Genomic DNA, 24,711 nt, shown 5'->3' on the forward strand with positions numbered 1-24,711 from the left:
AACCGAGGACTACCCGGCGCTGTCGCGGGCGAGGGCGACGAGGCGGGAGACGGCGCGGAGGTACTTCTTGCGGTAGCCGCCGCGGAGCATCTCCTCGGGGAAGACCTGGTCGAAGGGGAGGCCGGAGGCGGTGATGGGGAGTTCGCGGTCGTACATGCGGTCGGCGAGGACGACCAGGCGCAGGGCGGTGGACTGGTCGTCGACCTGGTGCACGCCGCGCAGGCAGACGGCGGTGACGTCGTCCAGCATGGCGCCGTAGCGGCTGGGGTGGACGGCGGAGAGGTGGGCGAGGAGGGTGTCGAAGTCGTCGAGGGAGGCGCCCGGGGTGCGGGCGGCGACGGCGTCGACCTCGGTGGCCTGGTAGGGCGGCGGGGCGTCCGGCAGGCCGCGGTGGCGGTAGTCCTGGCCGTCGATCCGCATCGGGCGGAAGTGCGCGGACAGGCCCTGGATCTCGCGCAGGAAGTCGGCGGCGGCGAAGCGGCCCTCGCCGAGCTTCTCGGGCAGGGTGTTGGAGGTGGCGCAGAGCTTGACGCCGTTCTCCACCAGGCGGCCGAGCAGGGTGGAGACCAGGACGGTGTCGCCCGGGTCGTCGAGCTCGAACTCGTCGATGCACAGCAGCCGGTGCCCGGAGAGGGTCTGCACGGCCTGCTGGAAGCCGAGCGCGCCGACCAGGTTGGTCAGCTCGACGAAGGTGCCGAAGGCCTTGGGGCCGGGGGCGGCGTGCCAGAGCGAGGCGAGCAGGTGGGTCTTGCCGACGCCGTAGCCGCCGTCCAGGTAGATGCCCGCCGGGCCGGCCGGGGCCGGGGCGCTGCGGCGGAACCAGCTGCGCCTGGGCGCGGAGCCGTTGCCGCTGTTGAGCGTGCCCGCGAACTGCTCCAGGACCTGCACGGCCTCGTACTGGCTGGGCTGGGCCGGGTCCGGGAGGTACGTCCCGAAGCTCACGACGGAGAAGCGCGGCGGCGGCACCATCTCGGCGACCAGGCGCTCGGCGGGGACGACGGGACGCCGGGAGGTGAGGGCTATCGGCTCGGTCGCGGTGGCGGGGTGGGAAGCTGCGGGCACGGTGCTAAAGGGTACGCCTGGTCGGGACGGCCCCGGGACGGGCACCCGGTGGAAGACTGGGGGCATGCAACAGCTGATCAGCCCCGTGGCGGAGACCTTCGACGATCCGAGTTCGCTGGAGGCGCTGGCCGCCGTCTACGCGTACCCCGGGCAGGTGGACGGGGGGCGGCCGTGGCTGCGGGCCAACATGGTGGCGGGGCTGGACGGCGGGGCCCGGCTGGACGGGCTGTCCGAGGGGCTGTCCGGCGACGCCGACAAGCGGATCTTCGGGGTGCTGCGGGCGCTGTCGGACGTGGTGCTGGTGGGTGCCGAGACGGTGCGGGCGGAGGGGTACCGGCCGGCCCGGGCACGGGCCGACTTCGCCGAGGCGCGCCGGGCGGCCGGGCAGGCGCCGGCGCCCGCGATCGCCATCGTCAGCCGCTCGCTGGGGCTGGACCTCGCGGCGCCGCTGTTCACCGAGCCGCTGGTGCGCACCGTGGTGATCACCACCGAGGACGCGCCGGTGCGCAGCCTGGCGGCGGTGACCGAGGTGGCCGACGTGATCGCGGTCGGCCGGGGCACGGTGGACCTGCGGGCGGCGGTCGCGGCGCTGGCCGGGCGCGGCTGGACGCGGATGCTCACCGAGGGCGGGCCCAGGCTGCTGGGGCAGCTGGCCGCCGAGGACCTGCTGGACGAGCTGTGCCTGTCGCTGGCGCCGCTGCTCACCGGCGGCGACGCGCCGCGCGTCCTCCATGATGCGCAATTGCCGGACGTGCAGCGGATGCGGCTGGTCTCATTGATCGAGCAGGAAGGATTCCTCTTCACCCGCTACCTGCGTCCGCCCGTCTCATGACCTCCGGATCGTGATCCCGCTCCCGGTCGGGGCTTCCTCCGCGTGGCCCGTGTGCCGGGTGGGGAGCGTGCGGAAAGCTTCCGCCGGGCAGTATGGGATGCGAAGCCGGAGCCCGGGGGCCGGCGACTGGAAGGGACTCACGTGTTCAAGACGGTACTGATGATCGAAAAGGCTCTCTCCGACGACGACGTGGCGCTGGTCACCACGCTCCACAGCGAGGAGAAGGTGTCCTTCGTCGTCCTGATGCAGCCGCGTGGCAGGCAGGACGAGCTGCTGCGGGCGCTCGACGACGTCGCCCTCGGCCACCTGGACAAGGCGGTGCGCGAGCACGACGAGTCCGAGAGCGGGCCGACGGTCGCCACCGAGTCGCTGGAGCACAGCCTGCGCCACCTGCGCGAGGCCGGTGCCGACGCGGTCGGCGAGCTGGTCGAGGAGAAGCCGCTGGACCGGCTGCGCGCCGTGGTCGAGGAACACCGGGCGGACGAGGTGGTGGTGCTCACCTCGCCGCACTTCGTGGAGGAGTTCTTCCACCGCGACTGGGCGTCCCAGGCCCGCCACAAGGTGGGCGTCCCGGTGCTGCGGCTGTTCGCCAGCGACTCCTGACGAAACCCCGACGTGGTGCAGAATCGTCCTTGCGGTCCGGCCGCGAGGACGATTCGCACGTCGTCCGCCCTCCCCTGATCCCCGCCCGTACGGAGCCCCGCCTTGAACGACGCCGCGCACGACCTGCACGCCCCGCACTTCATCGGCATCGGCGGCGCCGGGATGTCCGGTCTGGCGAAGATCCTCGCGGTGCGGGGGGCCGGCGTCTCCGGCAGCGACGCCAAGGAGTCCGAGACCGTCCGCGCGCTGCGCGCCCTCGGCGCCGCCGTGCACATCGGGCACGCCGCCGAGAACGTGCCGGACGGCGCGAGCAGCATCGTCGTCTCCAGCGCCATCCGCGCCGACAACCCGGAGCTGGCCGCCGCCCGCGAGCGCGGCATCCCGGTCGTGCACCGCTCCGACGCGCTGGCCGCGCTGATGGGCGGGCGGCGGGCGCTGGCCGTGGCCGGCACCCACGGCAAGACCACCACCACCAGCATGCTCGCCGTCGCCCTCGGCGAGCTGGGCCTGGACCCGTCCTACGCGATCGGCGGCGACCTCGACGCGCCCGGCTCCAACGCCCAGCACGGCACCGGCGAGATCTTCGTCGCCGAGGCCGACGAGAGCGACCGCAGCTTCCACAAGTACGCGCCCGAGGTGGCGATCGTGCTCAACGTGGAGCTGGACCACCACGCCAACTACGCCTCGATCGACGAGATCCACGAGTCCTTCGAGACCTTCGTCGGCCGGATCGTGCCCGGCGGCACGCTGGTCGTCTCCGCCGACCACGACGGCGCCCGCGAGCTGACCTCCCGGGTGGCCGGCCGCGCGGACCTGAACGTGGTCACCGTCGGCGCCGCCGAGGACGCCGACCTGCGGGTGCTGTCGGTCGTCGCGCGCGGCATGACCAGCGAGGTCACCGTGCTGGTGGACGGCGCCGAGCTGACCTTCACCGTCTCGGTGCCCGGCCGGCACTACGCCCACAACGCGGTCGCCGCGCTGGCCGCCGGCGTCGCGCTGGGCGTCCCGGCCGCCGACCTGGCCAAGGCGCTCGGCGCCTACACCGGCGTGCGCCGCCGGCTCCAGCTCAAGGGCGAGGCGGGCGGCGTCCAGGTGATCGACTCCTACGCCCACCACCCGACCGAGATGACCGCCGACCTGGAGGCGATCCGGGAGGCCACCGAGGGCCGCGTCCTGGTGGTCTTCCAGCCGCACCTGTTCAGCCGCACCCAGCAGCTCGCCGAGGAGATGGGCGCCGCGCTGGCGCTGGCCGACGCGTCCGTGGTGCTCGACATCTACCCGGCCCGCGAGGACCCGATCCCCGGGGTCACCAGCGAGCTGATCATCGACGCCGCCCGCCGGGCCGGCGCCGAGGTCACCCCCGAGCACGACTTCGCCGCCGCCCCCGCGGTGCTGGCCGGCCTGGCCCGCCCGGGCGACCTGCTGCTCACCATGGGCGCGGGCGACGTCACCAACCTGGGGCCGGCCATTCTGGAACACTTGGAGCGGGGCCTGGAGCACCTCGCCGGTGTTGCCACCAACGTCTGAGTCCGCCGACCGGGAGCCGTCATGAGCTACGAGATCGAGAAGACCGACGCCGAGTGGCGCGCCCAGCTCGCCCCCGAGGAGTACCACGTCCTCCGGGAGGCCGGCACCGAGCGCCCCTTCACCGGCGAGTACACCGACACCAGGACCGTCGGCGTCTACGCCTGCCGGGCCTGCGGCGCCGAGCTGTTCAGCTCGGAGACCAAGTTCGACAGCCACTGCGGCTGGCCGTCCTACTACGCGCCGCTCGCCGGGGACCGCGTCCAGTACATCGAGGACACCTCGCTCGGCATGCGCCGGGTCGAGGTCCGCTGCGCCCGCTGCGGCGGCCACCTCGGCCACGTCTTCGAGGGCGAGGGCTACGGCACGCCGACCGACCAGCGGTACTGCATCAACTCGGTCTCGCTCACGCTGAAGCCGGCGGAGTGACGAGGAGCTGAACCGGGAGGGCCCGGGCACCCGAGGGTGCCCGGGCCCTGCGTCATCCGGGGACCGGGGTGAAGCGGACCGGGAGGCGGACCAGGGCGCGGTGGAAGGGGCCGGGGCGCCAGTGCAGGGTGTCGGCGGGTTCGGCGAGTTCGAGGTCGCCGATCCGGCTGGTCAGCTGCTCGATCGCGGTGATCGCGATCAGCAGGGCCGGGTCCCGGGCCGGGCAGGCGTGCGGGCCGGCCGCCCAGGCCAGGTGGGCGGATCCGCCGCTGCGCAGCCCCGCGGTGTCCGCGCCGTCGGCGGTGGCGGCGGGCGGGGCAGCCTGGGAGTTGGCGGCCGCGTAGGAGACCAGGACCAGCGAGCCGGCCGGGATCACGCGGCCGTGGAAGGCGACGTCCACGCGCGGGTAGTGGGCGGAGAGGTTGGCCAGCGGCGGCTCGTGCCAGAGCACCTCGTCGATCGCCTGGTGCGCCGTCATCGCGCCGCCGAACAGCGAGCCGGCGTAGCGGGCGTCGGTGAGCAGGCGCAGCAGGGCGTTGCCGATGAGGTTGGTGGTCGGCTCGTTGCCGGCGATCATGGTGAGGGTGATCTGCCGGACCACCTCGTCGTTGTCCAGCCCCGCCGGGTGGGTGAGGAACCACGAGGTGAGGTCGTGCCGGGGGCGTTCGCGGCGCTCGGCGACCATCCCGGTGACCACCTCGACGAGGTCCGTGTACGCGGCGACCGTGTGCCGGGCGGACTCGATCGAGCCGACGATGCCGGCCACCAGCCGCTCCCGGTGCTCGTCGGGCACGCCGAACCCGGTGGTGAGCACGTGGACGGGCAGCCGGCGGGCGTAGTCGGCGATGAGATCGGCGGAGCCGTTCTCCCCGAAGGCGTCGATCAGCCGGTGGGCGACCTCGGCGACCCGGCGTTGCAGCTGGTGCGGTTCCAGCAGCGCCAGGCCGTCGGTGATCACCTGCCGGTAGCGGGCGTGCGTCGCGCCGTCGCTGAACAGCGCGGTGGGCCGGTAGCCGAGCACCGGCAGCAGCGGGGAGTCCGGCGGGACGGTCCGCTGCCAGGCGCGGGAGTCCTTGGAGAAGGTGTCGGTGTCGCGCAGCAGGTCGAGGGCGGCCTGGTAGTCGGTGACCAGCAGGGCCCCGACGCCGGGCGCGATCTCCACCTCGGCGACCGGGCCCTGGCGGCGCAGCCGCGCGTAGACGGCCTGCGGGTCGGCGGCGAAGGCCGGGCCGTGCAGGGCGGCCGGCGGGTGCGTGGAGGGGGTGGTCATGGCTGCTCCGGGGCCGGGGAGGAGGCGGGCAGGCCGTGCAGGACGTGCTCGGTGAGCGCGATCAGGGCGTCCAGGCTGGAGCCGCGCTCGCGGGCGTCGCAGAGCACCAGCGGGGTGCTGGCGTGCAGGTCGAGGTGGCTGCGCAGCACCGGGGCCGGGTGGACGGGCGAGTCGGGGAAGCGGTTGACGGCGACCGCGTAGGGCAGCCCCTGCTCCTCGACCATGTCCATGATCTCGAAGGAGTCGGCGAGCCGGCGGGTGTCCGCCAGGACCAGGGCGCCGATGGCGCCGCGGGCGATGTCCTGCCAGAGCGGGAAGAACCGCCGCTGGCCGGGGGTGCCGAACATGTAGAGCACCAGCTCGCCGGGCAGGGTGAGCCGGCCGAAGTCGACGGCGACCGTGGTGGTGGTCTTGCCGGGCAGGCCGGCGACGTCGTCGACGGGGGCGCCGGTCTCGGTCATCGCCTCTTCGGTGTGCAGGGTCGGGATCTCCGAGAGGGTGCGGATGAAGGTGGTCTTGCCGACGCCGAAGGGACCGGCGACCACCAGCTTCATCAGGGTCTGTTCGGGGTCGGGCAGGTAGCCCACCCGGTCCGGCCGACCCTGGCCGGGCGGGTTACCGGAGAGTGCGGAGTCCAACGAGGAGCCTCTCGACGAGGGAGCGGTCGGTCTGCTGGGCGCGGGGGATCGGCGCGCGGGCGTGCAGGCAGCCCGCCTCGACCAGGTCGGCCGCGAGGAAGACCGTGGCGCTGACCGGCAGCCGCAGGTGCGCGGCCGCCTCCACCACGGTGAGCGCGCCGGGTCGTAAGAGGTCCCAGAGCCGTCGGTGCTCCGCCTCCAGCTCCGCGAGCGCCGACGGCTGCCCGTCGCCGGTCACGAAGAGCACGGTGAGCCGTTCGAAGCCGTCGCCGCCGGGGCGGGTCCGGCCGCCGGTGGCCAGGTAGGCGGGCACCATCCGCCTGCGGGGGGTCGGGGTCATGACCGCGCGGGGGCGTCCTGCCGCCTGGCCGGGCTCGCCAGTGCCCGGCCCAGGGCGGCCACCTGGACCTGCATCTGGTAGGCGACGTTGCCGAGTTGGGCGTCGGGGGTGGTGAACACCGCGAGCGAGGTGTTCTCGCCGGCCGGGACGACGACGGCGAAGCCCAGCTCGGACTCCACCACGGTCTGCGCCAGCCGGGGCTGCTCGGCGTCGGTGAAGGCGGTGGTGAACGCCCGGGCGGCGGCGTGCACGGTGGCGGTCATCGCGGCGACCCGCTCGGCGGAGGCGCGGGCCAGGCCGTCCGAGGCGGCCTCGACCAGGCCGTCGCCGGTGGCGACCACCGCGTGCACGACACCGGGGAGTTCCAGGAGCGGGGTCAGCACCCAGGCGATGCCGTCGGTGCCGGACGGGCTGGGGGTGGTGTGGGTGGGGCTGGGCGTGCTGCTCACGGCGCGGCTCCTCAGGGGGTCTGGGTGGTGCGGCGGCCGGTCGCGTCCGCGGGGCCGGCGCCGGTGCGGGCGGCGTCGGGGCGGGGCGGGGCCGCCCGGTCGGCGCCGGTGGGGCCGGTCGCCGCGGGGGACGGGGGGTGGGGGCTGGGGGTGGGGCCGGCCGGGTCGGCGGCCTCGGTACGGGCGGCCTCGGCCTCGGTCACGGTCGCGGTCTCGGCCTCTGCCTCGGCGACGGCCGCGCGGCCGGAGCCGGTGCCGTGCTGGAGCGCCTGCCAGCGGGCGGCGGCCTGCTCGGGCGTGCGCACCGGCCGGGCGGCGGAGGCCGGCGCGGGGGCGGCCTGGGGCTGCGGGTTCGGCGCCAGCGGCCGGCGCCGGCGGCGGCTGGGCAGCCCGGTGCCGTCGTCCGCCGGGCCGGGCCCGTCCGGTACCGCGCGCACCGGCGGGACGGCGTGCACCGGCGGGGTGTCCGGCTCGTCCGGCCCGCTCGACGCGCCCGGCCCGTCCGGCACCGGCGGCACGACCCGGATCGCCGGGGCGCCCTCGCGGCCGCGGCCGCCGGCCTGGCCGGAGGCGGACGACGCGGCGGGCGCGGACCCGGCGCGCAGCGGCAGCGGGGTGAGCACCGAGAGCGGCTGCTCCTCGTCCACCACGGTCAGCAGCCCGGCCGGGATCCGGACCAGCGCGCGCATGCCCCCGTACGGGGACGGCTCGACGTGGCAGGAGAAGCCGTACTGCCGGGCCAGCTTGCCGACCACCGCGAAGCCGGTCCTGGGCGGGTTGCCCAGCTCGGTGAGCAGCACCTCGGGCGGGCCGGCCAGCAGCCGGCGGGCCCGGCGCAGCTGGTCCTCCTCCATGCCGATGCCGCTGTCGTCGACGATCACCAGCGCGCTGCGGCCGCCCTGCTGGACGGTGACCGGGACGTCCGTCTCCGGGTGCGAGTACGCGGTGGCGTTGGCGAGCAGCTCGGCGACCGCGATGGCCACCGGCTCGGCGGCCCGGGCGACCACCGCGAGCCGGTCCTCGCGCAGGTGGTTGGCGACCTTGATGCGGGCGTAGCCGGGCACCCGGGAGAGCGCGCCGACCACCACCTCGGCGAGCGGCGAGTCGGTGCGGGCCAGGCCCGGCCAGGCCTCGCAGAGCACGGCGACGGTCTGGATCCGGCGCAGCGCGACCTCGTTGCGGAAGTCGACCTCCAGCAGCCGGGGGTCGTCGTTGTCGTGCTGGAGCTGCTGGACCAGGCTCTGGATCTGGTAGAGCAGGGTCTGGATCTTGGAGGTGGCGCCGCGCATCGCGGAGCGGGCGGCGGCGTCGACCCGCTCCCGCTCGTCGGTGACGGCGGCCGAGGCGGCGTCCAGGACGCGCTGCAGGGCATGGACGGCGTCCTGGCCGACGGCGACGGCGTCCAGCGGTCCGGCGATCGGCACATTGGGGTGGCTCAGCCGCAGGGCGGCGGCGGCCACCCGCTCGCTGGCGAGGTGGCCGATCTCGGCGAGCAGGGCGGCGGTGCGCTGTCCGGCCTCGGCGGCCGCCCGCTCGGCCGTCTCGGCGCGCTGCCCGTCGTCGGCCGCGCGCCGCTCGGCCTCGCCGACCGCCCGCTCGGCCTCGGCGGCCCGCCGGCCGTCCTCGGTCGCCCGCTGCTCCGCGGCGTGCGCCTCGGCCCGGGCGTCGCGGGCCTGCTGCTCGGCCCGGCCGGCCCTGCCCTCGGCGACCCGGGCGCGCTCCTCGGCCAGGCCGCCGGCGGCCTCGGCGGAGGCGGCCCGGGCGAGCGCGCGGGAGCGGCCGCGGGCCAGCCACCCGGCCGCGACGAGCGCGGCCAGCGCGATCAGCGCCAGGGCCGCTACCAGCAGCTGCGTCATCGACGTCCTCGGAGTTTCCTTGTACGAAGAGCGGGATCGGGGCGGGGCGGTACGGAGGGCGGGTGCGGCTCAGGCCGTGCGCGGGCGGGGCGCGCGCCGTTCGGCGTCCTCGTCCAGCTCCCGGGCGACCAGGGCCACCTGGCTCATCGCCTCCAGGACGCCCGGCACCCCGGTGCCGTCCAGGTGCCGGTACTCGGCGGCGACGGTGAGCACCAGCCGCTCGGGCAGGCCGAGTTCGGGGTACCGCTGCTCGGCGATGATCCGGCGGGCCGCGTCCAGGGCGGGCAGTCCGGCCCGGTGCAGGGCGTGGGCGCGCTCGCGGACGTACCCGAGGTAGGCGATGTGCTCCCGGACGCCGGCGCGGTCGAGCACCGGGCCGTGGCCGGGGACGATGACCTCGGCGCCGGTGTCCAGGATCCGTTCGCAGGCGGCGACGATGTTCTCCAGCGGACCGGCCCAGTGCGAGGGGTGGTCGCCGGGCTGCTCGGCGGTCGAGCCGAAGATCACGTCACCGGCGAACACCGCGCGCTGGTGCGGGAGGTGGACGATGAGGTCGCCGCCGGTGTGGGCCGAGGGCAGGCCGGTGATCTGCACCGGGTACTCCCCCACCCGCAGCTCCAGCTCGCCCTGGAAGACGGTGTCCGGGTGGACGGGCTCGGTCTGCGACCAGTCGAACCGTCCGAAGTGGCGGCGCAGGTAGCCGCCGAGCGGCGAGTCCGGGTCGCTGCCGGTGACCAGGCCGTGGGTCTGCCGGGGCGTCGGCTCCCAGTGGATGTGCTCCAGCGCCTCGCGGGTGGCGATCACCTCGGCGTCCGGCAGCACGCCCGCGCCCCAGAGGTGGTCGCCGTTGGCGTGGGTGACGACGATCCGGTCGACGGTGACGTCCCCCGGCAGCCGCTTGCGGCTCTCGGCGAGGAACTCGGCGGCGAGCGAGGGGTCGTAGGGCGTGTCGATCCACAGCGCCGTCCGCGGTCCGGCGAGCAGTCCGCAGTTGGCCAGGCCCCAGCCGCGCTTCGGCGGGAGCCAGACGTACAGGTCCTCGGCAATCGCGCTCACGTTCGCACGGTCGATCGTCATGGCCGCGATTATGCCGATGATGTGACGGTAGTGGAGCAAAAGCCCGGCGATTCCGGCCACTTGCTGCCCCGGAGTCTCCCGGACTGTCCCGTTTGCCCCTGTCCGCGGCGGCCGAATCCTGCCCTGGAGTGCTCAGCCCGCGGGCAGGACGCGGCAGACCTCGACGGTCACGTCCACGGTGTCCAGGCCGATCACCCGGCCCTCGACCGCGACGAACCCCTTCTCCCCCGAGCGGAACAGCGCCGCCAGCGGGGACTTCCGGCCGGCCGCCGCCAGGGCCTCCACCGCCATCGCCGAACCGAACGCGAACACCCCGCAGAGCACCACGCAGGGCGCCTGCCGGGTGGTCCGGGTGACGAACACGAAGCCGTGGTCGCGGACCAGTTCGTCGGCCGCGTTGTACTGCGCCTCGAAGGCCATCCCGCCCCAGCGGGCCCGGGCCGCCTGCGGGTGCTCCAGCCGGAAGTCCGGGAAGCCCGCCGCCAGCACGCCCGCCGAGTAGGCGTTGACGCTCGGCCCGCCGATCGAGAAGGTCGGCATCCTCGGGTCCTGCGCGCCGGCGGTGACCAGTTCTATGGCGGCCTTGCGGTTGATCTTCCGCAGCAGGTCGGTGAGCTGGGCGATCGCCCGGGCCTCGGCCATCGGCATGAAGAGCACGTTGCGCGGCCCCCGACTGGTGAGCCGGCAGCCGTCCTTGGCGTAGGCGAACTCGGCGACCTCGATGCTCGGGGTGACGATCTGCACCCGGGCGTACGGCCCGAGCAGCACGCGCAGGAAGCCGTAGCGCAGGAAGAGGCGGGTGCGGGCGATCGAGCGGGCGGCGAGAAAGCCGATCACGGCCGGGACGAACCCGACCAGGATCTGGAGCAGGATCTCCATAGCATCCCCCGCGCGGAAGACTCGGGCACGAACAGACTGCGCGGATGTGATGCCCCGTGAGGCGCCGGGAACTCCCGCGCCCGCGTCCCTTCCGGCTCCCGCGCCGGTGAACGCTCCGAATTCACCCGTCCGGCGGAGCGGCCTTCACCCTCCGTCACCGCCCGGGGGTCCTGGGGCGCTCAGACGTCCAGGCGCTTGATGAACTTCCGCTCGCTCGCGCAGCGCTCGTAGCCCAGCCAGGCGTTGATGGCGAGCATCGGCGCGTTGGTGGCGTCGTTGGAGGTGTAGGCGTACCGCAGGCCGGCGGCCCGGGCCCGGCTCAGCGACTCCAGCTTGGCGAGCTTGCTCAGTCCCCGCCCGCGGAACTCCCGGCGGCAGGCGGTGAACGCCGACCAGTAGCGGTCCGCGCCGTCGGTGGTGGCGAAGCTGAACGCGGCCGGCCGGCCGTCGACCACGGCGACCACGGTCAGCCCGTGGTCGTGGTCGGGGCGGTTCCACTCACCCGCCAGCCACTCGTCGTACTCGGTGGCGTCCAGCACGATCTCGCCCGGCTCGTCCAGCGCCGCGTCCGCCTCCACCTCGAAGACCGGGCGCGGGTCGGCGCCGAAGTCGCTCGCCGGGCGAAGTTCGACGCCGGCCGGCAGCGGCGGGGCGGGCGGCAGCGGGGCGGTGAGATCCCGGGCCGCGAAGTGGGCGGTGCGGCCCGCGGTGAAGCCGCGCGCCTCGGCGAAGGCGAGCGAGCCGGGCTCGTCGTCCACCCAGCCGTGCAGCTCGACCACGCCGTGCCCGGCCAGGTGCCGTTCGGCGGCGGCCAGCAGGGCGGTGAACGCCCCGCGCCGCCGGTACCCCGGCAGCACGCTGCCGTTGGCGTGGCCGACGCCGGTGGTCGTGGTGCCGACGACCACCCCGCAGCGGACCGCGCCGACCACCCGGCCGTCCAGTTCGGCGACCAGGACGCGGTAGTGGGCGCCCTTCGGCTGCCGGGCCGCGCGGAAGACGAACATCTCGGGTGTCTGCACCAGGTGCTCGCGCCCGGCGCGGTGGGCCGCCGCGACGGCCTCGGCGTCCTCAGGGCGGAAGTCACGAATCGTCAAAGGTGTCATAGGGGCGTCACAGTAGCCCGACGGACGGCCCGTCCGCCCCCGGTTTTCTCCGCCGCCACCGACCCCACCTGCGACGATGCACCCCACCCCGGGTCACGGATCGCTCATTGACGCGACGCCAAGCTCAAGTAATGCTCTGAGATGACCGGACCAGGCTTGGCAGCCGCGGCGCCCGGGGACATGCTCACCAGCACGGCCCGGCGGCCCCGGCGACGAGGCCCGGCCGACCGAAGGCCTTCCCACCGGCCCTCCGAAGGGGGCGCACCGATGACCTCCCCTGCCCTGCACGCCGAACCGACGCACCTGCCCGCACCGACGACGGGCACCGTGCGCACCACCACCACCACCGCCACCGTTCCCGCCTCCGGCACCACCCCCGCCTCCGGCACCGCGCGCCGGCTCGGCGTCGGCCTCGGCTGGCGCAGCGAGATCGACACCGTGGTCGAACGCCAGCCCGGCCTGGACTGGGTCGAGGTGGTCGCCGAGAACATCTGCGCCGGCCACCTCCCGGAGTCCCTGCGGATCCTGCTCGACCGCGGCCTGACCGTCGTCCCGCACGGCGTCGGCCTCGGCCTCGGCGGCGCCGACCGGCCCGACCCGGGCCGCCTGGCCCGGCTCGCCGAGACCGCCGGGGCGCTCGGCTCCCCGCTGGTCACCGAGCACCTGGCGTTCGTCCGGGCCGGCGGCCTGGAGGCCGGCCACCTGCTGCCGGTGCCGCGCTCGCGCGACGCCCTGCGGGTGATCGCCGAGAACGTCCGGATCGCCCAGGACCAGCTGCCGGTGCCGCTGGCGCTGGAGAACATCGCCGCCCAGCTGGCCTGGCCGGACGACGAGCTGACCGAGGGGCAGTTCCTCGCCGAACTGGTCGAGCGCACCGGCGTGCGGCTGCTGATCGACGTCGCCAACCTGCACACCAACCGGGTCAACCTCGGCGTCGACCCGGCCGCCGAGCTGGACCGGCTGCCGCTGGAGGCGCTCGCCTACGTGCACGTCGCCGGCGGCACCCTGGTCGACGGCGTCTGGCACGACACCCACGCCCACCCGGTCACCGAACCGGTGCTGGAGGTGCTGGCCGAGCTGTGCGCGCGGGTCGCCCCGCCCGGGGTGCTGCTGGAGCGCGACGCCGCCTTCCCGCCGCCCGCCGAGCTGGCCGCCGAACTCGACGCCATCCGGCGGGTCCTGGACGGCGGCCGGACGCCCGAGGGCGGCGGTGCGCGATGACCCTCTCCGCCCCGGACACCGACGCCGCCCGCGCCCGGCTGGCCGCCCGGCAGACCGAACTGCTGGCCGCCCTGACCGCCGGCGGCCCGGTGCCGCCCGGCTTCGACCCCGCCCAGGTGCGCGCGCAGGCCGCCGGCCTGGCCGCCAAGCGGCGCGACACCGCCGCCAAGGTCGCCCCGGAACTGCCCCGCCTGCTCGGCGCGCAGTACGGCCCGCTGTTCCTCGCCTACGCCCGCAGCCACCCGCAGACCGGCGGCTACCGTGCCGACGCCCGGGCCTTCGCCGGCTGGGCGCTCGCCGGGGGCGGGGAGCTGGACCCCGCCGCCCGCCGGTCGCTGGCCCAGTGGCTCGATCCGGCCCCGGAACGGCCGCCGGGCCCGCTGGCCCGCCTGAGGCGCGCCCTACGGCCCGGCCGCGACGCCTGAAGCGGCGTCCGGCCGCACACCCCACAACCGCCCGAACCACGGCGCCGCACGCGCCGGAACCACGTCTCACCACCCGGGGGAACCGCCCATGTGGCACAACGCCTACTACCTGATCCCCGCCGTCCTGCTGGCCGCCGCCGTCCTCCTGGCCTCGCGGGCCCGGCAGGCCGCGCACCGCGTCCCCAACCCCAAGGGCCTGCCCGGCCGCGGCATCCCGCTGCTCGACGCCGCCTTCCTGGCCGGCGGCCCCGGCCGGGTCTTCGACACCGCCCTGGTCCGGATGCACCGCAACGGCCAGGTCGTGGTCAGCCGCGCCCGGCTGGTCACCCTCACCACCGACAAGCCGTACGACAAGGTCGAGCGCGAGATCGTCGACGCGATCGGCCCGACCCGCAGCCGCGACCTCGGTTCGCTGCGCACCGCCGTGATGCGCTCGCCGGGCGTCCAGGCGATCGGCGACGAGCTCGCCGGCCGGGGCCTGCTGCGCAACCCGGTCAGGCTGCGCCGGGCGAGGACCGCGCACCGCTCCATCTGGCTCGCGCTGCTCGCCTCGGCGGTCGTCACCGCCACCGCCTACCTGCTCGACTCCGACGAGCCCGGCTACGACCGGCCCGCGCTGTGGATCCCGCTGGTGCTGCTGGCCGTCGGCCTGGTCTCCCTGGCGGCCACCCGGCCGCCCAAGGGCCGGATCACCCCGGCCGGGCGCCGCCAGCTCGGGCTGGTGGACGACGGCAAGGCGTGGACGCCCCGCCAGGGGGCCCGCAACGCCGACGCCGCCGTGCTCGGCGCCATCGCGCTCGGCGGCCTGGCCGCCGTCGGCACCGCCGAGTTCGCCGACGCGGAGCTGCAGGAGGCGCTGCTCGCCGCGGCGGTCGCCGACCAGACGACCAGGGCGACCGGCTACTCCGCCTCCTCGTCCGCCGCGGGCTCCTCCGGCACCTCGGGCTCCTCGGGCTCCAGCTGCTCCGGTCCGGCCGTCTGGTGCGGCTCCTCCTCCGACTCCGGTTCGTCCTCCGACTCCGGCTCCTCGGGCTCCTCCGGCTCCTCGGGTTCGAGCTGCGGCGGGAGCAGCGGCTGTGGCGGCTCCTCCTCCTCGGGCTCCTCCTCCGGCTGCGGCTCCTCCTCGTCCTCCTCCAGCTGCGGGTCCGGCTGCGGCGGCGGCTGCGGCGGTTCCTGACACCGCTGACCGGGGCCGCCGGACGTCACAGTTCGGTATCGCGCTCCGGGAAGACGTTCCGCGTGCGGCGCGGCCGGGACTACAACAAGCCCATGTGGTTGCTCTTCCTGCTCCCGGCCTGCGCCGCCGCGGTGCTCTCCTGCATCCGGGTGGTCCGGATGACCGCCGCCGCCGACGCGATGACCGGCCAGGAGGGCCCCCGGCCGCCCGAGGCGGTCGGGATCGGGCTGTACGAGACCGCCTACCTGGCCGGCGGCCCGGACCGGGTCGTCGAACTCGCCCTCGTCCTGATGGCCTCCCGGGGCCGGCTGCACCTCGCCCACACCGGCTGGACCACGGTCGTCGACCCGCGCGGGCGCAGCCGGCTGGAGCGCGCGGTGATCGCCACCGTCGGCCCGGAGGGACAGTGCCGCACCGACGACCTGCGGGCGGCGATGGCCGCCCACCCCACCGTGCTGGAGATCGGCAGCCGGCTCTCGCTGGCCGGGCTCGCCACCCCGGCGGCGATCCAGCGGCACACCGTGCTGGTGGTGCGCCAGGTCCGCCAGGCGCTGCTGCTCTCGCTGGTGCTGCTGGCCGCCGCGCTGGTCGTCGGCGGCATGCTGGACGGTGACGCGCTCACCCCGCTGGCCTGGTTCTCGCTGCCGCTGGTGCTCACCTCGGGCACCCTGCTGATGGCCCGGGTCGACGTCTACCCCTACACCCACTGGGCCTCGCCGGTCGGCCGGGAGGTGCTCCGCGAGGTCCGCCCGCCGCGCCAGCACGGGCTCACCGACGACGAGGAGCGCGAACTGCTCACCGCCGTCGCCATGAACGGCCCCGCCGCCCTCCCCGACGCCCGCCTGCGCGCCGCCCTGCGCCGGCACTGACGCGGGAAGGGGTCCCGTCCGGTGCGGACGGGACCCCTTCCCCACTGCGCGGTGTGCTCAGACCAGGCCGTTGAGCAGCTCGGCGACCGGCTTGCGGCGGCCGGTGAAGAACGGCACCTCCTCGCGGACGTGCAGCCGGGCGCGGGACGGGCGCAGGTCGCGCATCAGGTCCACGATCCGGTGCAGCTCGTCCGCCTCGAAGGCGAGCAGCCACTCGTAGTCGCCCAGCGCGAACGAGGCGACCGTGTTGGCCCGCACGTCCGGGTAGCCGCGCGCCATCTGGCCGTGCTCGGCGAGCATCGCGCGCCGCTCGGCGTCCGGCAGCAGGTACCACTCGTAGGAGCGGACGAACGGGTAGACGCAGACGTAGTCGCGCGGGGTCTCGTCGGCCAGGAACGCCGGGATGTGCGACTTGTTGAACTCTGCCGGGCGGTGCAGCGCCATGTTCGACCAGACCGGCTCCAGCAGGCGGCCGAGGCCGGTGCGGCGGAAGCGGTTGTACGCCTCCTGGAGGTCGTCGGAGTCGCCGGCGTGCCACCAGACCATGATGTCGGCGTCGGCACGCAGACCGGACACGTCGTAGGTGCCGCGCACCGTGATGTCCTTGGCGGCGAGCTGGGCGAACAGCTCGTCGACCTCGGTGGCCAGGGCGGTGCGGTCCTCGGGCAGGGCCCCCTTGAGCTTGAACACCGACCACATGGTGTAGCGGATGACCTGGTTCAGGTCCCGCGCCTTCTTCTTCGCGGGCTGCTCGGCGGCCTGCTGCTCAACGGTCTCAGTCATGCGCCCATTGTCCTCTCCGTGACGTTCGCCCCGGCCGGCGGGGTCAACACTCTGTCGAGCCCGGCGACGGCCGCCCGGGCGCTCGCGATGCACGCCGGGATGCCCACGCCGTCGTACGCCGCCCCGCACAGCGCCAGCGCGCCGACCCGGTCCGCGGCCGCCCGGATCCGGGCCACCCGGTCCAGGTGGCCGACCGGGTACTGCGGCAGTCCGGCCCGCCAGCGGGTGACGGCGGTGTCGTAGGGGCGGGCGGTCAGGCCGATCGCCTCGCCCAGGTCGGCCAGCGAGCGGGCGACCAGTTCCCCGTCGTCCAGCTCCAGCGGCTCCTCCTCGTGCAGCCGCCCCAGCGAGGTGCGCAGCACGAAGGCGTCCGGGGCCGAGCGCTCCAGCCAGCCCCACTTGTTGGAGGAGAACGTCGACGCCTTGATCCGGCGGCCGTCCACCGGCGGGACCAGGAAGCCGCTGCCGGCCGGGGGCTCGGGCAGGTCGGCGCGGCGGAACGCCAGGGTGACCAGCGCCATCCCGGCGTACTCGACGCCGTCCAGCTCGGCCGCCGCGGCCGGCGCGTCGGCGCGCAGCAGCCGGGCGGCGGCGGGCGCGGGCACGGCCAGCACGACGGCGGCCGCGTCCAGGGTGTCGCCGTCGGAGGTGGTCACCCGCCAGCCGTCGGGGGTGCGGCGCAGCCCGGTCACCGCGGTGCGGGTGCGCAGCTCGACGCCGGCGTCCGCGCAGGCCGCGGCGACCGCCGTCGGCAGGGTGCCGAGGCCGCCGCGCAGGCCCTGGAAGACGGGGGTGCCGACGGTCGTGGGACGGGTCGCCAGCTCGCGCACGCCGTCGAGCAGCGAGCCGCCGCCGCGGGCGACCGGCAGCAGCGCGGGCACCGCGGCGCGCAGCGAGATCTCATCCGCGTGCCCGGCGTAGACGCCGCCGAGCAGCGGCTCCACCAGCCGGTCCACGACCTCCCGGCCGAGCCGCTCGGCGACGTACCGGCCGATCGCGACATCGTCCGCGACCGCCTCGCCGGCCGCCTCGTGCCGGGCCCGCTCCAGCCCCTCGGGGCTCAGCACCCCGGAGTCCGCCAGCGCGGCGAGGTCCCCGGGGACGCCCATGACCTGGCCGCCGGGCAGCGGCCGCAGCGCGCCCCTGGTCCAGATCGCGGCCTTGGCCGTGGTCGGCGGCTCCAGCTGCCCGGCGAGCCCGACCGCCCGCGCCAGCTCGACCGCCTCCGGCCGCCGGGCCAGCATCGACTCGGCCCCGAGGTCCACCCGGACCCCGCCGACCTCGCCGCCCCACAGCTTCCCGCCGAGCCGCTCCGACGCCTCCAGCAGCGTCACCCGCGCCCGGGCCGGCTCCCCCGCACCCCCACCGAGCACGGCGGCAGCGGTGAGTCCCGCGATACCGCCGCCGATCACCACGACATGTGCTTGCGCCATGCCTCGCAGTCTTGCAGGTCCTTACACGTTTGCCTCAATCCCCCGCACGCTTCGCCTTCGGGACGGGGACGAGCGCGTCGAGGTCGATGTCGATCGGAAACGGCACGGGCCGCTCCAGCCGCTTTCGGAGGATCCCAGCTGCGACCTAGGGCGTGTCTTGCGGATCTTTGCCGGGTCCGCGGCGCCGGGGCACGCACCTCGCCGCGTTGTCGTCGGTCGCCAATGCTCCGCAGTGGCTCCCTCCTCCGCCTTGCGATGCACGCACCCCAACGCCGCGGCCTGATCCGACAAGATCCACAAGACACGCCCTAGGCGGAAGTCGACCGGTCGAGCTCATCGGCGGTCGTGACCACGAGATCGGGTTCGGGACGGTTGCGCCGGTTCAGCTTGACCGCCATCTCACGATCAGCGAGAAGGCCGTCGGGCACCAGCGACTCCAACGCCGCGGTCAACGCCGATACCACCTTTCAGTGTGTCGCGGCGCCTGCGTCAGATGATCGAGGTCATCGGCGAACCACCCCTCGATGCGTGGCGCGTACATCCACTCCGGCAGCTCGTTCACAGGCCGACGGTAGCGGGGCCCGGCCGGGCCGGGACCTCGTTAGGCTCACCCCCATGGAGAAGGTGCTGGTGAGTGCGTGTCTGGCCGGGGTGCCGTGCCGGTACGACGGACGGGCGAAGACGGCGCGGGTGGTTGACGAACTGGTCGCCGAGGGGCGGGCGGTCGTGGTGTGTCCGGAGGGGGAGGGCGGACTGCCGACACCGCGGCCGGCGGCGGAGATCGTGGGCGGGGACGGTGCCGACGTGCTGGACGGGCGGGCGCGGGTGGTGGACGCGACCGGGGCCGACTGCACGGAGGAGTTCACGGCCGGGGCCCGGGCGGCGCTGGCCGCGGCCGAGGCGGCCGGCGCGCGGCGGGCGGTGCTGATGGCCCGCAGCCCGTCCTGCGGCTGCGGTCAGGTGTACGACGGGACCTTCGGCGGGACGCTGCGGCCGGGGGACGGGGTGACGGCGGCACTGCTGCGGCGGGCGGGGATCGAGGTGGAGCCGGCCTGACGCCTTGTCCGCTCCGCAGCCGAGCCGTGATCAAGCTGCGATGTCCCGGACGGATCCGATCCGGGCCGGCGCCCGTCGAATGGCCCGAGTGCCCCGGCAGGGGGCACGGGACAGTCGACGCGGGGAGGGCCCGACGGTGGGAAGAGGACGGCGGAGAGCGGGGGCGCTGGCGGCGGTCGCCGTGACGGCGGCGCTGGTGGCGGGCTGCGGGGCGGACCGGGACAGCGGGGGCACCAAGGACATGTCGGCGGCCGCCCCGGCCCAGGCCGCCGCCGGGGAGGCGGCCAGGGCCGACTCCGCGGTGGGGGCGCCGGAGGCGGCGGGGGCGGCGGGGGCAGCGGCCTCGGCGGCGCCCAAGGCCGCGGCGGCCCCCACGGTGGACGCCCGGCAGATCGCGTACTCGGCGCAACTGACGGTGCGGGCGGCGAGGGTGGACGAGGCGATGGCGCGGGCCCGCGCGCTGGCCCTCGCCGCCGGCGGCTACGTGGCGAGCGAGACGGCGAGCGGCCGCGGGGAGGGCGGCGACGAGTCGGCCGGCGGCCTGCAGAGCGGGCAGATCACCGTGAAGGTGCCGTCGGCGGCGTTCCAGCAGACGCTGGACGGGCTGGCCGAACTCGGCGAGGTGGTCTCCCGGCGCAGCCAGGCGGAGGACCTCACCCAGCAGGTCGCGGACGTCAACAGCCGGATGCAGAGCCAGCAGGCGAGCGTGGACCGGGTGCGGGCGCTGATGGCGCAGGCGAAGACGCTGGCCGAGATCGTCAGCCTGGAGAGCGAGCTGAGCCGCCGGGAGGCGGACCTGGAGTCGCTGCAGAAGCAGGTGAAGGAGCTGTCGGCGAAGACCTCGCTGTCCACCGTCACCCTGGACGTGCGACGGCAGCAGGACAAGCCCAAGGCCGACGGCGTGCCGGAGGCCCCGAAGAAGGACGGCTTCTGGGAGTCGGTCGGCTCGGCGCTGAGCGGCGGCTGGCACGTGCTGGCCGTGATCGTGCGCGGCCTCGTCGTGGCGGTGGCCGCAGTGCTGCCGTTCCTGCTGGTGGCGGCGCCGGTGGCGGCGGTCCTGTGGGCGCTGCGCCGACGCCGGCGGGGCGCGGCACCGGCCGTCCCCGGGCCCGCCGATGCCGACGGCGAGGAGGACGACGCGGACGGCGAGGAGTGGGACCAGGCCGGGAAGACCCCCTGACGGGACGGCCGGGAACGACGACGGCGGCGGGTCCCCTCCGGTCTCCCGGACGGGACCCGCCGCCGTCGCGTCGGTCAGCGGGCGCTGGTCTCGTGCACGAAGGCGACCAGGCGGGACAGCGCGTCCGGGTCCATGCTGGGCAGCACGCCGTGGCCGAGGTTGAAGATGTGGCCGCTGGTGCCGAGCGCCTGGGCGGCGTGCAGCACCTCGCGGGCCTTGGTCTCGACGGCCCTGGTCGGCGCGAACAGCACCGCCGGGTCGAGGTTGCCCTGCAGCGCCTTGCCGGGGCCGACCCGCTCGGCGGCGACGTTCAGCGGCACCCGCCAGTCGACGCCGACCACGTCCGCGCCGGCCTGGCCCATCAGGCCGAGCAGTTCGCCGGTGCCGACGCCGAAGTGGATCCGCGGCACGCCGTAGTCGGCGACCGCGTCGAACACCTTGGTGCTGGCCGGCATGACCGAGCGGCGGTAGTCGTCCGGGGCGAGCGAGCCGACCCAGGAGTCGAACAGCTGGACGGCGGAGGCGCCGGCCTCGATCTGCACCTTGAGGAAGGCGGAGGTGATGTCGGCCAGCCGGTCGACCAGGGCGGCCCACAGCTCGGGGGCGCCGTACATCATGGCCTTGGTGTTCTCGTGGTTCTTGGACGGACCGCCCTCGACCAGGTAGCTGGCCAGCGTGTAGGGGGCGCCGGCGAAGCCGATCAGCGGGGTGGGGCCGAGCTCGTCCACCAGCAGGCCGACGGCCTCCGTGATGTAGGGGACGTCGTCCGGCTCCAGCGGGCGCAGCCGCTTCAGGTCCTCGGCGGTGCGGATCGGGTCGGCGATGACCGGGCCGATGCCGGGCTTGATGTCGACGTCGATGCCGATGGCCTTGAGCGGCACCACGATGTCGCTGAAGAAGATCGCCGCGTCCACCTCGTGCCGGCGCACCGGCTGCAGGGTGATCTCCTTGACCAGCTCGGGCCGCATGCAGGACTCCAGCATGGGGATGCCCTCGCGGACCTTCAGGTACTCGGGCAGCGAGCGGCCGGCCTGGCGCATGAACCACACCGGGGTGTGCGGTACCGGCTCGTGCCGGCAGGCGCGCAGGAACGCCGAGTCGTACGCGGCGCCGCGGCGCGCGTCGGGCTGCTGACCGGGGGTGGCGCCGGTCGGGGGGACTGCCGGGGTGGCTGCCGTGGTGTCTGCCGTCGTCTCGCTCACGCTCCAAATCTTCGCACGCGGCCCGGCCCGTCCGCCCCGGTGGTCTCGTGGGTTCCTCCAAGATCTGGCCGGATTGCCGCCCCGGCGCGCCGCGCGGGAAGAAGTTGCGGCGATTACCCGTGTTTTCGACCTAGTCTTCGGGTCATGGCAGCGGTCGGAGGGCACCCCGCACAGGGTGGCGCAGCAGGTGGCGGAACGGGTCGGGAGGCGGCGCCGAGCGAGTTCCGGGCTGCCGTGGAGGCACTCTCCGAGGCCCGGCTGCGCCCCGAGGTCGTCCTCTCCCCCGCCCCGGCGCCCCGCCGGCTGGCCCCGTACTCCTTCGCGCTGACCGCCGCCGTCGAGGTGGACGGCGAGGAGCTGGCCGACGGCCGGCTGGTGCTGCTGCACGACCCGGAGGGGCAGGAGGCCTGGAACGGGGACTTCCGGGTGGTCACCATGACCCGGGCCGAGCTGGAGCCGGAGATGGCCGGCGACCCGATGCTCTCCGAGGTCGGCTGGGCCTGGCTGCTGGACGCGTTGCAGGCGCACGGCGCCGGGTACGCGGAGCCGTCCGGCACGGTGAGCCTGTCCGCCTCGCAGTACTTCGGCGGGCTGGCGGACCGCGCGTCGAGCACCGAGATCGAGATCCGGGCGTCCTGGACGCCGGCCGACGGCCGCTTCGAGCGGCACCTGGCGGCCTGGGGGGACCTGCTGTGCATCAGCGCGGGCCTGCCGCCTGCCGCTCCGTCCCCGCACTCCCCGGCGGACGTCACGTCACTCGGTGGAGTGGTCCCGATGCCGGCGCGGCGACGCCCCCGTTCGCACTGAGGAGTGGCGCCCGCCGTGGCGTCACCGGCGGACGCGTCGCCACCCCCAAGGCTGACCGAGTGTGACTTCGGGGATGCTCTCCGTCAATAACGTGCTCAGAACCGACCGGTTTGCGCTGGATCTGATCGATTTTGTACGAATTCCAGGCATGTCGTATCACTCATCTGCGCGATTTGTCCGTATTGTGACTCACTAGATCGTGATCTTTCGCTAAAGCCGGGCACGGATGCTGCCGAAGCACACTGTGACCCTTTCCGAACGCGGAACACTCCGACCGCCCCCTCGGGGTTCCGTCCGCCACTCCCGCAGGAGGCCTGGTGTCGGTCCTTCTTGAGCACCCCGCAAACGTGGTCGCCTACCGCCCGACCAAGCCCACCGCCATGGTGGTCATCGCCGATCCCCGCGTCCGAAACACCGTCACCCGTCACCTCTGGGCGCTCGGCGTCCGGGACGTGATCGAGGTGTCCTCGATCGCCGAGGCCCGCCCCCGGGTCTCCACCCCGCGCGACATCTGCGTCGCCGACGTCCACCTCCCCGACGGTTCCGGACTCACGATCCTCGCCGAGACCCGCGCCGCCGGCTGGCCCAACGGGCTGGCGCTCTCCGCCGCCGACGACATCGGCGCCGTGCGCAGCGCGCTGGCCGGCGGGGTCAAGGGCTACGTCGTCACCGGCACCCGCACCAATGTCGCCATGCCGGGCCGCCCCGGCCTGCCGCTCGGCGCCGCCGGGCTGGCCGGCCGGATGCGCCGCCCCGGGATGCCGGGCATGCCGGGCGCGCACGGGGCGCCGGGCGCCCCCGGGGCACACGGTGCGCCGGGTGCCCAGCAGGCCGCCTACCGGGAGCTCTCCGGCCGCGAGGTGGAGGTGCTGCGGCTGGTGGCCGAGGGCCAGTCGAACAAGGCGATCGGCGTGGCGATGGGCCTCTCGGCGCTCACCGTGAAGAGCCACCTCGCCCGGATCGCCCGCAAGCTCGGCACCGGCGACCGCGCCGGGATGGTCGCGGTCGCGCTGCGCACCGGCATCATCCACTGACGCCCCGGCCGCTGCGGCGGCCCTGGAGGAACGTTTCCTCCGGGGCCGCCGCAGCGCGCTGAGCGGATCCCGGAGCCCCTCCCCCGGCGGCCCGCCGGCGGTCCCCGCATCGGTCTGACCAGTCCGACAACACTCCCGGTCGCGGGGTCCGTCGTACCCTTGGTGGGTGACCGACGCCGTAGCAGCCATCCCAGAAGAAGCAGCCCCGGTCCCGCTCCTCGAACCGAAGGAGGGGATCCCTCCGGTCGTGGCGGACGAGCAGGCGCTGGCCGCCGCCATCGCCGCCTTCGCGGCGGGAACCGGACCGGTCGCCGTCGACGCCGAGCGGGCCTCCGGCTACCGCTACGGCCAGCGGGCGTACCTCATCCAGCTGCGCCGCGCGGGCGCCGGGACCGCGCTGATCGACCCGATCGCCTGCCCCGACCTCGGCGCCCTCGGTGCGGCCCTCGCGGACACCGAATGGGTGGTGCACGCCGCCACCCAGGACCTGCCCTGCCTGGCCGAGGTGGGCATGAGACCCCAGCGCCTGTTCGACACCGAGCTGGCCGGACGGATCGCCGGCTTCGCCCGGGTCGGACTCGGACCGATGACCGAGAGCGTGCTCGGACTGAGCCTGGCCAAGGAGCACTCCGCGGTCGACTGGTCCACCCGCCCGCTGCCCGAACCGTGGCTGCGCTACGCCGCTCTGGACGTCGAGGTGCTGGTCGAGCTGCGCAACGCACTCGAACAGGAGCTGGACGCCCAGGGCAAGCTCGGCTGGGCCCTGGAGGAGTTCGCGGCGATCGCCGCCGCTCCCCGCCCGGCCCCGCGGACCGACCCCTGGCGCCGCACCTCGCAGCTGCACAAGGTGCGCCGGCGCCGCCAGCTCGCCGTGGTGCGCGAGCTCTGGCTGGCCCGTGACCGGATGGCGCAGGACCGGGACGTCTCGCCGGGCCGGGTGCTGTCGGACGCCGCGATCGTCAACGCCGCGCTGGCCATGCCGCTGACCGCCGCCGCGCTCCAGGGCGTCCAGGGCTTCGGGCCGCGGGTGCACCGGCGCCAGCTGGAGCAGTGGCTGGCCGCCGTCCAGCGCGGGCGGGAGGTGCCGGAGAACCAGCTCCCGCCGGCCGCCGCACCGCACGACGGCCCGCCGCCGCCGCGCGCCTGGGCCGAGAAGGACCCGGTGGCCGCCGCCCGGCTGAGCGGGGCGCGCGCCGCGGTCGGCGAGCTGGCCGAGCGCCACCACCTGCCGGCCGAGAACCTGATCACCCCGGACCTGGTCCGCCGGGTGTCCTGGGAGCCGCCGGCCGACGCCTCCGCCGCCAATGTGGCCGCCGCGCTGCGCCGGCTCGGCGCCCGCCAGTGGCAGGTGGACCTGGTCGCCCCGGCGATGGCCACCGCTTTCGCCGAGGCGGCGACGGCGACGGCGACGCAGCAGGGCTGAGCCGGGAACAGACGGAGAAGGGGATGCCGCCCGGAGAGG

Annotated in this window: 24 protein-coding genes and 1 pseudogene; 12 read left to right on the top strand and 13 right to left on the bottom strand. The window is 75.2% G+C overall.

What is annotated here, in order from left to right; genetic code table 11:
• Nucleotides 1-9 precede the first annotated feature (9 nt).
• Entirely contained in the window at nucleotides 10-1,128 is a 1,119-nt protein-coding gene (gene zapE, locus ACFZBX_RS14060; RefSeq protein WP_391533867.1) for a cell division protein ZapE, read from the bottom strand.
• On the opposite strand from zapE, the gene ACFZBX_RS14065 reads away from it, so the two are divergent.
• The 4 genes from ACFZBX_RS14065 (at nucleotide 1,127) to msrB (ending at nucleotide 4,450) form a co-directional block, all read left to right on the top strand.
• Nucleotides 1,127-1,894, top strand: coding sequence for a pyrimidine reductase family protein (locus ACFZBX_RS14065; protein WP_391533869.1), 768 nt, complete (start codon nucleotides 1,127-1,129; stop codon nucleotides 1,892-1,894). The two genes, zapE and ACFZBX_RS14065, sit on opposite strands and share 2 nt — an antisense overlap.
• Before the next feature lie 141 nt (nucleotides 1,895-2,035).
• Entirely contained in the window at nucleotides 2,036-2,497 is a 462-nt protein-coding gene (locus ACFZBX_RS14070) for an indole-3-glycerol phosphate synthase (protein WP_391533871.1), read from the top strand.
• Between the two features lie 102 nt (nucleotides 2,498-2,599).
• Entirely contained in the window at nucleotides 2,600-4,024 is a 1,425-nt protein-coding gene (gene murC / locus ACFZBX_RS14075; protein ID WP_391533873.1) for a UDP-N-acetylmuramate--L-alanine ligase, read from the top strand.
• Nucleotides 4,025-4,045: 21 nt separating this feature from the next.
• Nucleotides 4,046-4,450, top strand: coding sequence for a peptide-methionine (R)-S-oxide reductase MsrB (msrB, locus tag ACFZBX_RS14080; RefSeq protein WP_391533875.1), 405 nt, complete (start codon nucleotides 4,046-4,048; stop codon nucleotides 4,448-4,450).
• A 52-nt stretch (nucleotides 4,451-4,502) separates the two neighbouring features.
• Here the strand turns inward: msrB and ACFZBX_RS14085 are convergent, their stop codons facing one another.
• The 8 genes from ACFZBX_RS14085 to ACFZBX_RS14120 all read right to left on the bottom strand — a co-directional run bounded on the left by ACFZBX_RS14085 (nucleotide 4,503) and on the right by ACFZBX_RS14120 (nucleotide 12,062).
• Nucleotides 4,503-5,720 (bottom strand): cytochrome P450, encoded by a 1,218-nt coding sequence (locus ACFZBX_RS14085; protein WP_391533876.1) that lies wholly within the window; start codon nucleotides 5,718-5,720, stop codon nucleotides 4,503-4,505.
• Complete coding sequence (locus tag ACFZBX_RS14090) at nucleotides 5,717-6,358, bottom strand: ATP/GTP-binding protein (RefSeq protein ID WP_380760944.1); 642 nt, start codon at nucleotides 6,356-6,358, stop codon at nucleotides 5,717-5,719. Before ACFZBX_RS14090 ends, ACFZBX_RS14085 begins: the two co-directional genes overlap by 4 nt.
• Nucleotides 6,336-6,698 (bottom strand): DUF742 domain-containing protein, encoded by a 363-nt coding sequence (locus ACFZBX_RS14095; RefSeq protein WP_391533877.1) that lies wholly within the window; start codon nucleotides 6,696-6,698, stop codon nucleotides 6,336-6,338. The genes ACFZBX_RS14090 and ACFZBX_RS14095 overlap by 23 nt, the downstream gene beginning before the upstream one ends.
• Nucleotides 6,695-7,147, bottom strand: a complete 453-nt coding sequence (locus ACFZBX_RS14100) for a roadblock/LC7 domain-containing protein (RefSeq protein ID WP_391533879.1) — start codon at nucleotides 7,145-7,147, stop codon at nucleotides 6,695-6,697. The genes ACFZBX_RS14095 and ACFZBX_RS14100 overlap by 4 nt, the downstream gene beginning before the upstream one ends.
• An 11-nt stretch (nucleotides 7,148-7,158) precedes the next feature.
• Nucleotides 7,159-9,003 carry an ATP-binding protein gene (locus tag ACFZBX_RS14105; protein WP_391533881.1) on the bottom strand — a complete coding sequence of 615 codons (1,845 nt, stop codon included), beginning with the start codon at nucleotides 9,001-9,003 and terminating at the stop codon, nucleotides 7,159-7,161.
• A gap of 69 nt (nucleotides 9,004-9,072) precedes the next feature.
• Nucleotides 9,073-10,080, bottom strand: a complete 1,008-nt coding sequence (locus tag ACFZBX_RS14110) for an MBL fold metallo-hydrolase (protein ID WP_391533883.1) — start codon at nucleotides 10,078-10,080, stop codon at nucleotides 9,073-9,075.
• Between the two features lie 132 nt (nucleotides 10,081-10,212).
• Nucleotides 10,213-10,959, bottom strand: a complete 747-nt coding sequence (locus tag ACFZBX_RS14115; protein WP_391533885.1) for a hypothetical protein — start codon at nucleotides 10,957-10,959, stop codon at nucleotides 10,213-10,215.
• Nucleotides 10,960-11,138: 179 nt separating this feature from the next.
• On the bottom strand, nucleotides 11,139-12,062 hold the full coding sequence (locus ACFZBX_RS14120; protein ID WP_391533887.1) for a GNAT family N-acetyltransferase: 924 nt from the start codon (nucleotides 12,060-12,062) through the stop codon (nucleotides 11,139-11,141).
• A 180-nt stretch (nucleotides 12,063-12,242) separates the two neighbouring features.
• Here ACFZBX_RS14120 and ACFZBX_RS14125 point away from each other — a divergent pair.
• The 3 genes and pseudogenes from ACFZBX_RS14125 (at nucleotide 12,243) to ACFZBX_RS14135 (ending at nucleotide 15,754) form a co-directional block, all read left to right on the top strand.
• Nucleotides 12,243-13,708: pseudogene (locus ACFZBX_RS14125) on the top strand (DUF692 domain-containing protein).
• A gap of 88 nt (nucleotides 13,709-13,796) precedes the next feature.
• Nucleotides 13,797-14,885: a TIGR04222 domain-containing membrane protein gene (locus tag ACFZBX_RS14130; protein WP_391533889.1), complete on the top strand. Its 1,089-nt coding sequence runs from the start codon at nucleotides 13,797-13,799 to the stop codon at nucleotides 14,883-14,885.
• Between the two features lie 92 nt (nucleotides 14,886-14,977).
• Nucleotides 14,978-15,754: a TIGR04222 domain-containing membrane protein gene (locus ACFZBX_RS14135; protein WP_391533891.1), complete on the top strand. Its 777-nt coding sequence runs from the start codon at nucleotides 14,978-14,980 to the stop codon at nucleotides 15,752-15,754.
• Nucleotides 15,755-15,811: 57 nt separating this feature from the next.
• Here the strand turns inward: ACFZBX_RS14135 and hemQ are convergent, their stop codons facing one another.
• The 3 genes from hemQ to ACFZBX_RS14150 form a co-directional block, all read right to left on the bottom strand.
• Nucleotides 15,812-16,537 (bottom strand): hydrogen peroxide-dependent heme synthase, encoded by a 726-nt coding sequence (hemQ, locus tag ACFZBX_RS14140; protein ID WP_391533893.1) that lies wholly within the window; start codon nucleotides 16,535-16,537, stop codon nucleotides 15,812-15,814.
• Nucleotides 16,534-17,970 (bottom strand): protoporphyrinogen oxidase, encoded by a 1,437-nt coding sequence (gene hemG, locus ACFZBX_RS14145; RefSeq protein ID WP_391533895.1) that lies wholly within the window; start codon nucleotides 17,968-17,970, stop codon nucleotides 16,534-16,536. Before hemG ends, hemQ begins: the two co-directional genes overlap by 4 nt.
• 308 nt (nucleotides 17,971-18,278) lie before the next feature.
• Complete coding sequence (locus ACFZBX_RS14150; RefSeq protein WP_391533897.1) at nucleotides 18,279-18,422, bottom strand: hypothetical protein; 144 nt, start codon at nucleotides 18,420-18,422, stop codon at nucleotides 18,279-18,281.
• Between the two features lie 163 nt (nucleotides 18,423-18,585).
• On the opposite strand from ACFZBX_RS14150, the gene ACFZBX_RS14155 reads away from it, so the two are divergent.
• Both ACFZBX_RS14155 and ACFZBX_RS14160 read left to right on the top strand, forming a co-directional pair.
• Complete coding sequence (locus ACFZBX_RS14155; RefSeq protein ID WP_391533899.1) at nucleotides 18,586-19,026, top strand: DUF523 domain-containing protein; 441 nt, start codon at nucleotides 18,586-18,588, stop codon at nucleotides 19,024-19,026.
• A gap of 136 nt (nucleotides 19,027-19,162) precedes the next feature.
• Nucleotides 19,163-20,206 (top strand): DUF4349 domain-containing protein, encoded by a 1,044-nt coding sequence (locus ACFZBX_RS14160; RefSeq protein WP_391533901.1) that lies wholly within the window; start codon nucleotides 19,163-19,165, stop codon nucleotides 20,204-20,206.
• A gap of 74 nt (nucleotides 20,207-20,280) precedes the next feature.
• Here the strand turns inward: ACFZBX_RS14160 and hemE are convergent, their stop codons facing one another.
• A complete protein-coding gene (gene hemE, locus ACFZBX_RS14165; protein WP_391534084.1) occupies nucleotides 20,281-21,294 on the bottom strand; it encodes a uroporphyrinogen decarboxylase in 1,014 nt (337 codons plus the stop codon).
• Between the two features lie 258 nt (nucleotides 21,295-21,552).
• Here hemE and ACFZBX_RS14170 point away from each other — a divergent pair, with 258 nt between their 5' ends.
• The 3 genes from ACFZBX_RS14170 to ACFZBX_RS14180 all read left to right on the top strand — a co-directional run bounded on the left by ACFZBX_RS14170 (nucleotide 21,553) and on the right by ACFZBX_RS14180 (nucleotide 24,672).
• Nucleotides 21,553-22,215: a DUF3000 domain-containing protein gene (locus ACFZBX_RS14170; protein WP_391533903.1), complete on the top strand. Its 663-nt coding sequence runs from the start codon at nucleotides 21,553-21,555 to the stop codon at nucleotides 22,213-22,215.
• Nucleotides 22,216-22,532: 317 nt separating this feature from the next.
• A complete protein-coding gene (locus ACFZBX_RS14175) occupies nucleotides 22,533-23,249 on the top strand; it encodes a response regulator transcription factor (RefSeq protein WP_355369198.1) in 717 nt (238 codons plus the stop codon).
• A gap of 166 nt (nucleotides 23,250-23,415) precedes the next feature.
• The gene (locus ACFZBX_RS14180; protein ID WP_391533906.1) at nucleotides 23,416-24,672 is read left to right on the top strand and encodes an HRDC domain-containing protein; all 1,257 of its coding nucleotides are present in this window, start codon (nucleotides 23,416-23,418) and stop codon (nucleotides 24,670-24,672) included.
• The last annotated feature ends 39 nt before the right edge of the window (nucleotides 24,673-24,711 follow it).

The organism is Kitasatospora sp. NPDC008115, assembly GCF_042957205.1.
Taxonomy (GTDB): domain Bacteria; phylum Actinomycetota; class Actinomycetes; order Streptomycetales; family Streptomycetaceae; genus Kitasatospora.